The organism is Paenibacillus sp. FSL R5-0519, assembly GCF_037974275.1.
GTDB lineage: Bacteria > Bacillota > Bacilli > Paenibacillales > Paenibacillaceae > Paenibacillus.
The window spans coordinates 3,849,726-3,865,229 of record NZ_CP150234.1 but is presented as its reverse complement, the minus strand read 5'-3'; the positions used below and the strand labels follow the sequence as shown (position 1 = coordinate 3,865,229).

At 46.8% G+C, this 15,504-nt stretch carries 13 protein-coding genes; 9 read left to right on the top strand and 4 right to left on the bottom strand.

From position 1 onward, the window contains the following. The first annotated feature begins 87 nt into the window (after positions 1-87). The 8 genes from MKY73_RS17205 (at position 88) to MKY73_RS17170 (ending at position 10,256) form a co-directional block, all read left to right on the top strand. A complete protein-coding gene (locus tag MKY73_RS17205) occupies positions 88-1,779 on the top strand; it encodes an alpha-glucosidase (protein WP_339302780.1) in 1,692 nt (563 codons plus the stop codon). Positions 1,780-1,874: 95 nt separating this feature from the next. Further along, a complete protein-coding gene (locus tag MKY73_RS17200) occupies positions 1,875-2,567 on the top strand; it encodes a metal-dependent hydrolase (RefSeq protein ID WP_339302779.1) in 693 nt (230 codons plus the stop codon). A gap of 235 nt (positions 2,568-2,802) precedes the next feature. Continuing rightward, positions 2,803-4,158, top strand: coding sequence for a C4-dicarboxylate transporter DctA (gene dctA / locus MKY73_RS17195; protein ID WP_339302778.1), 1,356 nt, complete (start codon positions 2,803-2,805; stop codon positions 4,156-4,158). Between the two features lie 377 nt (positions 4,159-4,535). Beyond that, entirely contained in the window at positions 4,536-6,257 is a 1,722-nt protein-coding gene (gene treC / locus MKY73_RS17190) for an alpha,alpha-phosphotrehalase (protein ID WP_339302777.1), read from the top strand. Between the two features lie 28 nt (positions 6,258-6,285). Beyond that, positions 6,286-8,304, top strand: coding sequence for a PTS system trehalose-specific EIIBC component (treP, locus tag MKY73_RS17185; protein ID WP_339302776.1), 2,019 nt, complete (start codon positions 6,286-6,288; stop codon positions 8,302-8,304). A gap of 446 nt (positions 8,305-8,750) precedes the next feature. Further along, complete coding sequence (locus MKY73_RS17180) at positions 8,751-9,602, top strand: chemotaxis protein (RefSeq protein ID WP_339302775.1); 852 nt, start codon at positions 8,751-8,753, stop codon at positions 9,600-9,602. A gap of 95 nt (positions 9,603-9,697) precedes the next feature. Next, entirely contained in the window at positions 9,698-9,976 is a 279-nt protein-coding gene (locus tag MKY73_RS17175) for a YkgJ family cysteine cluster protein (protein ID WP_339302774.1), read from the top strand. A gap of 76 nt (positions 9,977-10,052) precedes the next feature. Next, positions 10,053-10,256, top strand: a complete 204-nt coding sequence (locus tag MKY73_RS17170) for a hypothetical protein (RefSeq protein ID WP_339302773.1) — start codon at positions 10,053-10,055, stop codon at positions 10,254-10,256. 136 nt (positions 10,257-10,392) lie between these two features. Here MKY73_RS17170 and MKY73_RS17165 read toward each other — a convergent pair whose 3' ends face one another. Together MKY73_RS17165 and MKY73_RS17160 are read right to left on the bottom strand one after the other, a co-directional pair. Beyond that, a complete protein-coding gene (locus MKY73_RS17165) occupies positions 10,393-11,706 on the bottom strand; it encodes an MFS transporter (RefSeq protein ID WP_339302772.1) in 1,314 nt (437 codons plus the stop codon). Between the two features lie 77 nt (positions 11,707-11,783). After that, positions 11,784-12,494 (bottom strand): O-methyltransferase, encoded by a 711-nt coding sequence (locus MKY73_RS17160; protein WP_339302771.1) that lies wholly within the window; start codon positions 12,492-12,494, stop codon positions 11,784-11,786. Between the two features lie 133 nt (positions 12,495-12,627). Between MKY73_RS17160 and MKY73_RS17155 the strand changes: the two genes are divergently transcribed. Further along, complete coding sequence (locus MKY73_RS17155; protein ID WP_339302770.1) at positions 12,628-13,524, top strand: LysR family transcriptional regulator; 897 nt, start codon at positions 12,628-12,630, stop codon at positions 13,522-13,524. Positions 13,525-13,571: 47 nt separating this feature from the next. Here MKY73_RS17155 and MKY73_RS17150 read toward each other — a convergent pair whose 3' ends face one another. Beyond that, entirely contained in the window at positions 13,572-14,288 is a 717-nt protein-coding gene (locus tag MKY73_RS17150) for a YoaK family protein (protein WP_339302769.1), read from the bottom strand. Between the two features lie 85 nt (positions 14,289-14,373). Further along, entirely contained in the window at positions 14,374-15,252 is an 879-nt protein-coding gene (locus MKY73_RS17145) for a prolyl oligopeptidase family serine peptidase (protein ID WP_339302768.1), read from the bottom strand. Between the last annotated feature and the right edge of the window lie 252 nt (positions 15,253-15,504).

Here is a 15,504-nt window from a genome sequence, read left to right as displayed (position 1 = left end):
ATAAGAACCCTTTCAAATGTTTACGAGGGAATCATTTCGGATAAAACATATTAACGGCTTAATATATTGTACAAAGATGAGAGCGAGGTGGGCGATATCGTTTGGTGGAAAGAGAGTGTGGTATACCAGATTTACCCGAACAGCTTCAACGATTCGGACGGAGATGGGTATGGCGACTTGCAGGGGATCTGTGAGAAGCTCGATTATTTGGAGAATTTGGGCGTGGATGTGATCTGGCTCTGTCCCATCTACGATTCACCGGGACATGATAACGGATACGATATACGTGATTATTACGCCATTCTGCGCAGATATGGCACGATGGAGGATTTTGATCGACTATTAGCAGAGGCACATAAGCGTGGTCTCAAGATCATGATGGATCTGGTGTTAAATCATACGTCGGATGAACATGCCTGGTTTGCCGAATCGCGGTCATCAACGATGAATCCGAAGCGGGATTATTATATTTGGCGTTCAGGCAAAAATGGCCAGGTGCCGAATAATTGGGAATCCTATTTTGGAGGTTCAGTGTGGAAGCATGATGCCGAGACGAATGAGTATTATCTTCATCTGTACTCGGAACAGCAACCCGACCTCAACTGGAACAATGAACAGATGGCCGAAGAGATGTATGAGATGGTTCATTGGTGGCTGGAAAAAGGGGTAGACGGATTCCGTTTCGATGCAGTGGCGCATATCGCCAAGGCAGAGGGGCTGCCAAGTGCCCACAATCCGGACAATCTGCCAGTGGTTCCGGCATATCAGCTCTTTTCCAACCTGGAACAAGTCCATTCGATTCTGAAAAAGCTGAATAACATGATCCTGAAACCATACGGACCTATGACGGTTGGCGAGACTTCTGGACTTGGGCCTGAGCAAGCGCTGGCTTATGTGGGGACTGATCGTGATGAACTTAATATGGTATTCCAGTTTGAGCATATGTTCATCGATGCCAAATCTTCCGGAATTGGAAAGTGGAACTACAAGGAATGGAAATTGACCGATCTCAAAGAAATCATGAGCCGATGGCAAACGGTTTTGCATGGCAGAGGCTGGAACGCCAATTATATGGGCAATCATGATCAGCCACGCCCGGTCTCCCGTTTTGGTGATGACGGTAAATATCGAGTGCGTTCTGCTCAGATGCTGGCCACTTGGATGCTTACACTTGAAGGAACACCTTATATCTATCAGGGAGAAGAGATCGGCATGACCAATGTCGCTTTTCCGAATATCGAGCAATACCGGGATATTGAGACGAAAAATTATTATAATCATTACATTGGTCAAGGTAAGTCGAAGCATGAAGTCATGAAGGCGATTTGGCTGAAGAGTCGTGATAATGCCCGTACGCCAATGCAATGGGATGATACGGAACACGCTGGATTTACCCAAGGTCAGCCCTGGATACAGGTGAATGATAATTATCCTGAGATTAACGTAGCTGATGCCGAAAGTGATCCACAATCCATTTTGCATTATTACAGAAAGCTGATTGCACTTCGCAAACAACATAAAGTGCTGATCTATGGCGCGTATGAACTACTGCTGCCGGATGATCCGGATATCTATGCCTATATACGAACGCTGGATGATGAGCAGATGTTGGTCATTTTGAATTTCCGTGGGCATGAGCCTGAGATGGAGTGGCCTGAAGGGTGGAGTGCTGAGAAAGCAAAACTGATCATCAGCAATGTCAGCAGACGTTATTCTACCGATGAAGGTGCCATTCAGCTTCAACCATATGAAGCAAGGGTATATCGTAGGAAGCAGTGAGACGGAAGTTATCCATTTTTGCGTTGGTGAAGAGCTATGATTTATAATCAATAGTGGTTTCAAAATAATAAAAACTATGTCGGGAGGAATCCGAGTTGTTGAATATTACGTACCATGGTCACTCCAGTGTACAGCTGGGCACAGAAGAAAAGTCTCTGATCATTGATCCCTTCCTGCGTGGCAACGAGCTTGCCGTCACGAAGCCTGAAGATATCAAGACCGATGTTGTATTGCTGACACATGCACATATGGATCACATCCTCGATGCTGAACCTATCGCCAAAGCGAATAACGCCAAAGTTGTGGCTATTGTGGAATTGGCTACATATATGTCCTGGAAAGGCCTGGATACACTCGGCATGAATATGGGCGGAACGGTGGATCTTGGCTTTGCTCAAGCCAAAATGATTCAGGCGTTCCATACTTCCGGGATTGTGCTGGAAGAAGAACAACGCATTATGTATGCAGGTTTGCCTGCTGGATATATCATTAATATTGGTGGTAAAACGATTTTGCATGCAGGAGACACGAGTCTCTTCGGGGATATGAAAATGATTGGTGATCGTCATGACATTGATGTAGCTTTCTTGCCGATCGGTGGACATTTCACCATGGGACCTGAGGATGCGCTGCAAGCGGCCGAATGGTTCAATGCCAAACTGACGATTCCGGTTCATTATGATACATTCCCGGTGATTCGTCAGGATGCGGAACACTTCGTGCAACAGCTGGCTGCAAAAGGGTTGGAAGGGCGTGTGTTGGCCCCGGGAGATTCTCTTACCCTGTAAACCACATTTAACCCCTGTTCAATAATAATTGTATTTTTGGATAAAGACGAATATCACGTCAAGATAACTGACGCGATATTCGTCTTTTTTCGGTTGGTTCAATTTTCACCGATAGAGTTGGTACAAATGACAAAAACATTGAAATTTCATTGTTGAACTCTGGTTTAGAATGATATAAAAAGTTACACGGAAACCAAACGGAAATCCGAATTGACCGCAAACAGGGGGAGCGTTCATGTCATTTGTGAAATCATTATTTTTTCAAATTATTGTCGCGGTAATCATCGGGATTGGCGTAGGCATCCTGTGGCCGGATCTGGGCAGCTTGCTGCAACCGCTCGGAACAGGTTTCATCAAATTGATCAAAATGATCATCGCACCATTGATATTCATGGTGATTGTCACAGGCATTGCCAAGATCGGTGATCTGAAGTCGGTTGGTCGCATTGGACTGAAAGCCATCCTTTGGTTCGAGATTGCAACCACAGTGGCCTTGGTGCTTGGATTGGGGACAGCCAATCTGCTTCGCCCAGGTGCCGGAATGAACGTAGACCCTTCAACCATAGACGCAAGTGGCATTGAAGCGAAAACGAATGGTTCCGAGTTACCGCACACGGTAGACTTTATCATGAATATTATTCCGACAAGTGTTGTGGATGCCTTCGCACAGAATGCACTTCTGCAAGTACTGCTCGTAGCCTGCCTGTTCGGGGTTGCGTTGGCAGCAGCGGAGAGTAAGGCAAAAGAAAATGTATTGACGCTGATTGAGAACTTGCTCGGCATTGTGTTCCGCATCATCGGTTATATCATGAAACTTGCGCCGATTGGTGCATTTGGAGCCATGGCCTATACGGTAGGTGCCTATGGGGCTTCCACATTGTCGTCCTTTGGTCTGTTGATTCTGGCCTGTTACGGCGCAGCGCTGTTGTTTCTCATCATGTTGGCACTCGCTGCCTGGTGGATCACCGGGCTGAATTTCCTGCAATTTGTGAAGTATACCCGTGCTGAAGTTTTGCTGGCGATTGGAACAGGATCATCGGAAGTGGTGATGCCACGCATGATGGACAAACTAACCAAGGCGGGATGCGATCGTGCGGTTGTGGGTCTTGTGGTGCCGACAGGGTACTCGTTCAATCTGGATGGCGCTTCAATCTATTTATCATTGGCAACGGTATTTGTTGCTCAAGCCGTAGGGATTGAACTGACATTGATGCAGCAGATTACGATTCTGCTGGTGTTAATGTTAAGTTCCAAAGGTATGGCAGGAGTACCTGGCTCCGCATTTCTGGCCCTGTCCGCAACGGCAGTAGCCGTCAATGCTTTTCCGGTAGCAGCGGTTGCTCTGCTGCTTGGTGCAGACCGTTTTATGGATACAATGCGTGTTTTCACCAACCTGATGGGCAACTGTGTTGCAGCATTCGTGGTTGCAAAATGGGAAGGTTTGTTGGATCAAAAGCGAATGCGTGCCGTGCTCTCTGGGGAGATCAGTGCTGCTGAACTGGAAAGGGAAGAACAAGCTGCGCTCTCCTTACTGAAGTTGAATCTGCAGGACAAACAAGGGAGTGCTTCGGTTTCACCAGAGATGTCATAAGAGGCATGGCTCCGCTGTGATGATGAAGTCAAGTGACAGCAACCCTATGATAACAATCCATTACAAAAGTAAAAAAACAGCAGAGTACATTTAAAAAGTTCAACCAAGTTCAACCAAGATATACCGTCTGTTGCCCACACCACTTGTGGGGAGAACAGACGGTTTTTTGTTGTACCAATACAGATATCATGGAGTTTACGAACGCGGATTCCAAAATAAATGTTACAGAGGAAAGGTTTATGGGGAATGTGTAGAAGAGGCGAAGAATAACCATATTATAGTTTCAACTTGTATATACATGTTTAGTTATGTAATATAGATAAGAAGTTAACCGAGAACATCACATGAGAGCATTACAATTTATTGGAGGCGTTAACATGAGTTCTAACAATACAACTCCGTCATCTTGGTGGAAGACATCAACGGTGTATCAGGTATATCCGAAGAGTTTTAATGATACAACCGGATCGGGTACCGGAGATATTCGTGGATTAACCGAGAAGCTTGATTATTTGCAGCATCTGGGTATCGATATTGTGTGGTTGCAGCCGGTATATGTATCCCCGCAACATGATAATGGATATGACGTAGCGGACTATTACCGGATTAATCCGGATTATGGGACGATGGAGGATTTTGACGAGCTGTTGAAAGGTCTGAAGGCTCGAGATATGAAACTGATGATTGATATCGTGGTGAATCACTCTTCGACCGATCATGAGTGGTTCCAGCAATCCCGCTCTTCCAAGGATAATCCGTATCGGGATTATTATATTTGGAAAGATCCTGCCCCGGATGGCGGTGTGCCGAACAACTGGCAATCCAAGTTCGGTGGACCTGCTTGGCAGTATGATAAACAGACGGGACAATATTTCCTGACTTTATTTGATAAAACGCAGGCAGATCTGAATTGGGAGAATGAGGAAGTACGCAAAGCAGTACGGGATATGATTAAGTTTTGGGCTGAAAAGGGTGTAGATGGTTTCCGTATGGACGTGATCAACCTAATCTCCAAAGATCAGCGTTTCCCGGATGACGATGGCAGCGTATCACCTGGTGATGGACGCAAGTATTACACGGATGGACCGCGTGTACATGAATATATCACCGAGATGTACGACGAAGTATTCGGACCGTACAACATGGTGACTGTAGGAGAAATGTCCTCCACAACACTGGAACATTGTATCCAATATTCGAACCCGGCTTCCCGGGAGTTTTCAATGACGTTCAACTTCCATCACCTGAAAGTGGATTATCCGAATGGTCAGAAGTGGGAACTGATGCCGTATGATTTTGAAGCGATGAAGCAGCTCTTCAGTGAGTGGCAGACAGGCATGCAGGCCGGTGGAGGCTGGAACGCGCTGTTCCTGAATAACCATGATCAGCCGCGAGCACTGTCCCGATTCGCTGATGATGGTGACTATCGTGCCGAGAGTGCCAAGATGCTCGCGACAACGATACACGGAATGCAAGGTACGCCTTATGTATACCAGGGTGAAGAGATCGGAATGCCGAATCCAGTCTGGAATGACGTTAGCGAGTTTCGCGATATCGAATCGACGAACATGTACCGCTTGCTTCAGGAAGAACGAGGGAAATCAGCTGAGGAAGCGTTCGAGATCGTGAAGGAGCGTTCCCGGGACAACTCCCGCACACCGATGCAGTGGAATGGAAGTCAGAACGCCGGCTTCACTACGGGAACACCTTGGCTGAAGGTGGATGAGCGGTATCCTTCCATTCACGTGGAACAGCAGCTGGCTGACCCGGATTCGATCTACTACCATTACCGCAAATTGATTGCCCTGCGTAAACAGGTAGACGTGCTGATCGACGGTCTGTATGAACGTTTGGACGATGCACATCCGGATGTATTCGCATACGCACGGACCAATGGAAGTGAAACCCTGATTGTGGTATCCAATTTCAGTAAACGGGACGTCACATTCTCGCTTCCGGAAGTGGTCTGGAATGATCATATTGCAGGCAAATCAGCTGAATTACTCATTGGTAATACAGAGACGGCTCCTGCTCTGACGCAGGAAATCTTGCTCAGTCCGTATGCATCTTATATGTGGCTTGTTCCACAACAGGACTAATCATATTTTATAAATAGGAAGTGACACTATGGCAATTGATAAAAAACAGGTTGAGGAGATCGTCCGGGCAGTCGGCGGCAAAGAGAATATTGAAGCTGCAACACACTGTGTTACACGACTCCGGTTTGCCTTGTATGATGAGAGTAAAGTAGATACCGAAAGCCTGGATCAGAATGATCTGGTCAAAGGACAATTCTCTTCCCAAGGACAATTCCAGGTCGTTATTGGGCCTGGTCTGGTAGATAAAGTCTATGATGAGATGATTCAGATTACCGGGGGAGATCGTTCTTCCAAGGATGATGTGAAGGCGGTCGCTGGTAAAAAGCAAAATCCAATCCAGCGAGCGATTAAAACACTCTCGGATATTTTCATTCCAATCTTGCCAGCGATCATCACGGCAGGTCTATTGCTCGGGATTAACAATATTCTGACAGGTCCAGGCATTTTCTTTGATGGAAAATCACTGGTGGATGTCTATCCAGCCTGGAAGGATCTTGCGTCCATTATTAATACGATTGCAAGTACAGCCTTTACGTTCCTGCCGGCTCTAATTGGTTGGGCAGCTGTAAAAAGGTTTGGCGGCAGTCCGCTGCTCGGGATCGTGCTGGGTCTCATTCTGGTACATCCCGATCTGCTGAGTGCATATGGTTATGCAGATGCCGTGAATAATGGCACAGTACCAACATGGAATCTGTTTGGTTGGGAGATTGAGAAGATCGGTTATCAAGGGCAGGTTCTGCCGGTGCTGGTATCGGCCTATCTGCTTGCGAAGATGGAAATTTTCCTAAATAAAAGAGTACATGATTCGATTAAACTGCTGGTCGTTGCACCAGTCACATTGCTGATTACCGGATTTCTGGCATTTACGATTATTGGACCGGTTACATTTGCCATTGCGAATGCAATTACATCCGGCTTGATCTATGTATACGATTCATACGCGGCGCTGGGTGGTCTGATCTACGGTGGTCTATATGCTCTGCTCGTAATCACCGGTATGCATCACACATTCCTAGCGGTGGATGTTCAGCTCATTGGTAGTCAGGGCGGTACGTTCCTGTGGCCGATGCTGGCATTGTCTAATATCGCACAAGGTTCAGCGGCACTTGCGATGATGCTTGTCCTGCGTGAGAAGAAAATGAGAGGACTTGCGGCAACATCCTCGGTGTCAGCCTTCCTCGGGGTTACTGAGCCGGCGATCTTCGGAGTGAATATCCGTTACCGTTATCCGTTTATCTTCGGTATGGTTGGTTCCGCAATTGGTGGTGTGCTGCTGACGATCAATAATGTTCAGGCAACTTCCATCGGTGTAGGTGGTGTACCGGGCTTCCTTTCAATTTTCCCTAACAAGTGGGGCGTCTTCTTCATCGGGATGGCGATCGTCTTGGTGGTACCGTTTGTACTGACGGTCCTTTTTGGCAGAGCCAAACTGAGAAAAGAAGATCGTAATGCAAGCAACGGAACGGATGCTGAGCCTACAGCGGCTACATCGCAATCTTCCTCGGCGGTTACCTCTTCCACGGCCAAAACAGAACCAAACCAGCGCACACGTAGTGCAGCTCAAGTAGGGGAAGAAGCAGTGAATACGCTGGAAATCATGGCACCATTAACAGGCCAGGCCGTGTCACTGGAGCAAGTACCTGATCCGGCTTTTGCCGAGAAACAGATGGGTGAGGGTGTTGCCATTGAGCCTTCCGGCAACCTGGTTGTTGCTCCGTTTGATGCTCAGGTAGCCCATGTAATCAAGAGTAAACATGCGGTGATTCTTGAACACGCAAGTGGACTACAAGTTCTGATCCATGTCGGGATTAATACGGTATCCCTCAAGGGTGAAGGTTTCAATATGCATGTCGAAACTGGCGAGCATGTTAAGGCTGGGCAAAAGCTGTTGGAGTTTGATCGTAAGGTCATTGAAGATGCGGGATACCCGCTGATTACACCGATTATCATTCCAGATGGTCAGGATATGGTTGAACGGGTGGAAGTCACGACAGGTGATGTTACATCCAATCAGAATGGTGTGTTGAAGGTCCATCTGAAAGGTTAATTAAATATAACAACATGAAGGGGCTGCGTGATGTGCAGCTCCTTTTTGCTGTATGATCGTTATTTGCATGGTTATCATGGTAAACTGTATATAAAATGGAAGAATCACATTTTAGAAATACAGGTTCCTATATAAATTGAACTAAATATTTACACAAAACGGAGAGGACAGAAAGGACCTGAAGAAGCGGAGCTAAAAGCTTTCTGAAAGAAAGCTGCATCGGAAGCATACGCTTTATCCCCGGATTTACCCTTTATAAAAGGATTAAAAAAATCTGGGGATAACAGTGATCGGAAGGTTGTTCTGTCATCGGAGTGTGCAGTGTAAATATTCTTTAGTTCATTTTATATCGTATGTTTTCTAATAAAACAAGCTTCAGGCATGTTCGAGTGGTGGCGTTCATATGGTGGAGTAAGAGATCCTAGCGATCGATGAGGAGGCGAGCCATGACACGTATTGCGGTGATGGTCATTCATGGGCTGGGTATGCGGAAGGATGGGTACGCGGACAAGCTGATTACTTATTTGCATAAGGAATTGGACAAGGTGATGGTCTTGCCTGGAGCCTCCAAACAGATGCTGGATATTGAGCCCGTATATTGGGCGGATGTATTTGAGGAGCGGGAAGAGATGTTGTTTCAACAGCTCGTCAGCTCTCCGGGATTGAATTACCAGACGCTGCGACGATTTGTCATCCATTACCTCGCTGACGCGGTTGCATATCAACCTGTGGAAAATCAAGGCCATAACTATGATGCCGTACATCGAACGTTGAATCAGGCGATGCATACCCTTGCACAGCGTAACGGACCCGAAGCTCCGCTCTGTGTAGTTGCCCATAGTTTGGGTGCCGTAATCGCGAGTAACTTCTTCTATGATCTGCAATATCCGTCAAGTCGTATTCCTGAGGTTGTGGATGTGAGCTCGGCGTTGGAGCGGGGGGACACGCTGACTAATTTTTACTCGTTTGGTACAACTCTGCCTTTATGGAGTTTGCGTTACCATGACTTTAGTTGCCCAATTCAGGTGCCCTCTGCCCAGGTGAATCATTATTATGCTGGACTGGAAGGGGAGTGGGTGAACTTCTACGATCGGGATGATATTCTGGGTTATCCGTTACGCCCCATTGATCCGGCTTATGAGAAAGCGGTCAAAGAAGACATTGAAGTGAACTCTGGCGGCGTAGCTATGAGTTGGAATCCGCTAAGTCATGGAGGGTATTTTTCCAATCGTAGCATGAATCGGAGAATCGCGCAGGGGCTTGCTCGAACCTGGACCTGGATAAATCGTTCAATATAAAAGATTGTTTCATCCCATCTTCTTGGTACTGAAAACCGATCTTATTGAACATGTATTGTAAGTACTATAAGTATTGAAATGAGGAGGGAATACGTATGGAATGCAGGACAGGCTGTGCCGCATGTTGTATCGCGATTTCCATATCATCACCGATACCGGGCATGGCTCATGGCAAGCCGGCAGGTGTACGTTGTGTGCAGCTTACGGATGATAATCGCTGCGGAATTTTTGGCCAAAAAGAGCGACCTGCCGTATGCAGTGGATTGCAGGCTGAGGAAGAGATGTGCGGTAGCACCGATCAGGAAGCATTTGATATTCTAACCTGGTTGGAGCAAGAAACTGCACCGACCATCATTGCACCGAAAGTCGTTTGATTGACTTGTTTTAATTAAATAGGATAATTATACTTAATATGGAAAAAGGTAGATCTGGAGAGGGGATGCGAATACCATGGGGCTTGTTAAACGTTTTGTATTGGTTGTTGTGAATATGATCGGAGAGTTATGGATGGGGTTTTACCGACGTAACTCGGATTATTATGACCATCAGACTTCGGGGTCCAAGAGCAAGATGGGGTATTATGCATTTATTATTGGGGCAACGGTAGTTACGGTGAGCATTGTGGGCTGGATGTACAACCAAATTTATTCATAAATACTCATTTTGTTTATAATCGAACAAGGCCAAAGGCTCAAGTGAAATCTGCACAGGTAAAGAGAGTATCCACAGGATGTGATATCAAGAGGGTACTCTCTTTGGCATGGGAACAATCAGGCTGTTATTGTCCAGCTCATGCTTCTCTTGGGAGAGAGGCAGCCGAAGGCTTGGGTTCTCTGAACATTACGTAGTACATCAATGATGAAATGACATATAAACTGCCCGTGATGCTGAATGTGATCGCGTAACCCCAGTACGTTCCGTATGTGGTGACCAGATGGGATTGAACAGGGCCCATGGTAGCCCATCCAATCATGAAAGCAGTCTGCATCAGTGAATTGGCAATCCCGCGGCGCTTGTCCGAGATGCGATCCACCAGGATGGCTGAATGAATGGGATTGGCTGCATTCATCAACGCTTGTCTGAATAAGAAACTCAGTGAAGCGATGAACAGCAGGTTGGTGAAACCTGTTAATAGAAGGAAGGGCAGCGACATAACCTGGAAAATGACTACGGCTCGTACACTCCCGACCCTTGCGGCCAGGGTAGGACCAATCAGCATGGATACTATCGTCATAATCTGACCAAGTGCAATCAGCAGACTCATGCCACTCAGAGATACCGAGAAGCGATTGGTGAAATACAGATTCAGGTATGGGACAACCAGTCCTGAACCTAATCCGATTAATAACTGGGTGACTACAAACTGACCAATCAGTCGGGAATCTTTTTTCTTGGTGATCGAATCATTTGTGCTTGAGGTATTCGTCAAACTATTTTTTAGATCCGCATTGGGCTGAAGAACGGGTTGCCCCGGAATTGTTGTCTGCGGAGCGGCCTTGCCTTCGGTTACAAATAACAGTGGAATAAATGCAGCAAGGGTTGCTGCGCCCCCAACAAATAAAACGGTCTGCAATCCGGTCACTTTGGCAAGTCCTGCCGTATGTAACAAATCTGCGAATACACCGCCACCCAGGCTACCAAGCACCTGGGAAGCGAGCACAAGCGATGAATAATAACTGAACATTTTCAGCCGCTGGCTTTTCTTGACGTTTTCAGCCAGATAAGGAATGGCCAGTACTTGGAATACACCAGCGAAAAGGCCAGAAAATACCGCGAACCAGATCAGTCCTGTAGCGGAATAATCGAAGGAGCGTCCGATCAGGAAGATTCCGCTGAATAACGCCCCGGTAATGAGTAGACGCTTCCGACTGAACAGATCACCGCATAGACCGATAGGAACAAACATAATGGCTGTTGCGAGTGATTGAATACTTACAATCTGGCCGTTCATTGTATCATTATAGCCCAGCCCCTGAATGTACAGATTGTACAAGACAGAGAACATGCCATTTCCGATCTGATACAGAATGCTTGCCAGGAAAAAAAGTTGAATATTGCGGGACCAGCCGCGAATTTCAGCGTGAATCTGTTGTAAAACTCTCAAGTGGTTCCCTCCAGTCTGCCTGTGCAGTGATTCCAGTTTAACAGGAAAGGAGAATTTGCGGAAGAATTGACCACTGTTTATTTTGGTTTAGGGGCATCTATCACACGCGCAATGACGAATCCATCGTAACCTTTGCTTCCCACCGTTTGCAGTGCTGTAGCTTCAAGCCGGGGGTGATCAGCGATTAACTGCAGGAATGATCGAACGCCTTGAACTCTGGGGTCCGTGCTGTCTGTACGGATCACTTCACCATCTCTGACGATATTGTCACCGATAATAAGACTTCCCGGGCGAGTCAGTCTCAGGGCCCATCTCAGATAATCGGGATTACTCGGTTTGTCAGCATCGATAAAGATCATATCAAACGGTTCTCTATATTCTTCCTGAACATCGGGAAGGGTGGTCAGGGCAGGACCAACTCTCAGGTCAACCTTGTGCATAAGTCCTGCACGTGTGAGATTGGTTCGCGCCAAGTCCGCATGGCGTGGTTCCGATTCAAGTGAGACAATGCGTCCGTGTTCAGGCAACGCTCTTGCCATCCAGATGGTACTGTATCCACCCAATGTGCCGATTTCAAGTACACGAGATGCGCCTTGGATTTGCAGCAGAAGCTGCAGTAACTTTCCTTGATTTGGCGTTACGTCATGAGCGGGCAGTCCAGCTTCGGCATTGGTGTGCAATGTTTGCTCAAGCAAGGTATCCGAGGGAATAAGCAGATCATTCATGTAGTTGTCGACTTGAGTCCAGGTATGCTGCAGGTCGGTCGTATTAATATTTTTCATCTTCATATGTTCCTTTCTTTGTTTCGTGTATTGGATTTCATAATTCAACTATAGCCGGAATAGATATATAAATAAAATATATATTATGTATGTTAATATAAATTTAGGTTATGTACTTAACGTGAAAGAGGTGTAACATATGAATCTGCATGGATTACGATTATTTCATGCCATCGTTAGATATGGCGGGGTCACTCGTGCCGCAGAGGAACTGAACATTAGTCAGCCTGCTGTATCTTCCCAGGTGAAAAAGTTTGAACGTGAATTGGGAATTCAGCTTTTTGTTTCGGAGGGGAGAAGGCTGGTGCTTACGGATGCAGGGATACAGTTAACAGGTTATGCGGAACGGCTGTTCATGCTGGAGCAGGATGTCGAGAATTTTGTGCAGGATTTTCGGGAGGGCAAAAAAGGACTGATCCGTCTTACTGCAACCTATTTGCCTTCAAATTTTCTGTTGCCAGGCTGGATTGCGCGGTTCAAGCAAATGCACGAGGATGTAGAGATTGTTGTGAGCACAACCAACACCCGGATGGCATTTGACCAGTTACTTCGATATGAGGCAGAGATTGCAGTGTATGGTGGGAGTGGTATTACACATGTGGGTGTCCAATGGGACGAATTGTTTGACGATGAGATGTGGTTTGTTGTGCATCCAGACCATCCGTATGCGGGAAAAGAAATTGAGCTGCATGAGATGATGGCAGAACCGTTCATCATGCGCGAAGAAGGAAGTGCTACTCGTGAGCGACTCGTGTCCCTATGTACAACCAATAACCTGGCCGCTCCCCGCATTGCGCTTCAGTTCAACGGGCTGAATGAAACGATCAGTGCGGTGAAGGCAGGTTATGGAGCCAACTTCATATCTTCTTTGGTTGTGAAGGAAGATGTGCGGCAAGGTAAGCTCGCACGTGTGTTCGTTCGAGAAGTACAGCTGAGAAATACGGTTGCCGTATGTACACGAGCAGGGGAAGTGTTGTCACCTGCTGCACAGCATCTGGTCAAGTTTATTCGGCAAGAAGCTGCATTGATGAAATAAATAGTGCGATTGCACTTAAAGAATTAAGAGGGTTGCTAATTCGGTATTTAACCTTCACTTTGTCGTGAAGTTCCCCATGCGTGTAATCGGGCGTACAGGGTTACACCGCCAATGATCAGGACCGGAATCCAGACTGCGATCATGGGCACACGGTGGAATAGCAGTGCGGCTGCAATGACACCGACCAAATAGATGACAACAGCACCTGCGCGAAGGTAGGCGTCTGTAGACAGGGCTATGACTAACGATCGAATATTAGCATGTCGCAGTCTTTTAAGAATGCTTACGGTGTCCTCAACCACAGCGGCCAAATTATTGGTTAGCACGGTTGTTGAGATGCCAGCAATGCCGATTCGACGGGCCGCAGTTGTTTGCATTCCCATGGCAACGGCCAGGATGACAATTAACAGGTAGGACAGTTGTTCTGAAAATGGGCTAATCATGGCGATTGCAAACAGAAGGAGCAGTATGCTTTCAACTGTAAATACGGCGGTAACCTTAGTAGACCAGCCATTTTTGGTCTGCACAGGTCCAACCATATGTGCTGCAATGGCATTGCCCGCAATAAAACCAATGAGAGCAAGCAGTGATCGGAGCACAACAAATTCCTGAGCTCGGGCAATGGCAATACCCAATAAAACGATATTTCCTGTCATGTTGGCTGTCAGCACATGCCCCAGTCCCAGATATCCGATCAGATCCACCATTCCGGCAGACATACAGAGAAGCAGCATGGCGTATTTTTGGATGGTACTTTGATTCATTCTATCCGTCCTTTCAAAAGAAACGTAGCCCATCCAGTATACAGCCATAACCCATGCTTCTTCAAAATGAAATTCATAGCGCTGGCTAACGTGCAGCGAGCCAATCAAACATATTGTTTACCGCAGATTCATGTATTTTCTCGTGAAAATGATGATCCTGCCCGCCATAAGCGTGGAATGTGACGTTTGCACCTCGGCGCTTAAGCCAGTGATACATTCGGGTTCCATGGCTATAATTCACCTGTGTATCTGATGTACCATGCATGATCAGCACCGGACAAGACAGTTTGTCCGCTTTGGATAAGGGAGAACGGGCAAGGTAAGCTTCCGGAGCTGCGCGGGGGGAGCCACCTAATACCCGCTTCAATGTGCGCCTCAGGTCGGTTCGCTCATGGTAAGTGCGTTCCACATCGGAAACACCGCTCCAAAGAACTAATTTATGTACTTTATCCGGTCCCTCATTGTAGGCAGTTGCGGTATGTACTGCATTAATGGCCCCACGCGAGAACCCCATTAACGATATCCGTTTCGGGTCGACAAAAGGTAAACGCTGTATCAACCGATAAGCAGCATGCACATCTTCGGCATCTTTTCCGCCATACTCGTCACGACCCTCACCGCCTTCGTTGCCACGATAGGATGGGGCGAACACGATATAACCTTGTTGTACAAACTGCTCAAGCCAAACGGTATTTACCCCGCCATAGCTGCCGAGTCCGCCGCGACAATAGATCAGCGCTGGCCACTGTTCCTGTGGGTGTGCGATATTAGGTATGTTTGCAGCAGGGTAGTCGCTGGCGAGCGGTTGCAGATGTAGAGACTTAAGTATGGAAGTGAAGTCCGGAAAGGCAGATGAGACAGAGCGGGGATAAGAAGATTCATATGTTGTAATATCAGGTAATGAACAACCTCGTGGCAGGAATAAATAAGCTTTAACCCGAAGTGTGTCGGATGAATACGTCACTTGATAGAGCAGGGTGATTCACCTCTTTTATTAGTCATGAACGGCAAAAGAACGGCCTTTTGACAGGGATGCTTCTATATGATGCTCGTTTAATAATTTCCCATACCTTCCAAGCTAAATCGCCAGCCCGAAGGTGAGAAATTCGTTTATTGGCTTCAGATGATTTATAATGGTTCAGGAGATATGTGGATTGACCGCTTGTCCTCATATTCATAAAACTAACTTTAGTGTGCAGAAAGAAAGGAAGAAAGC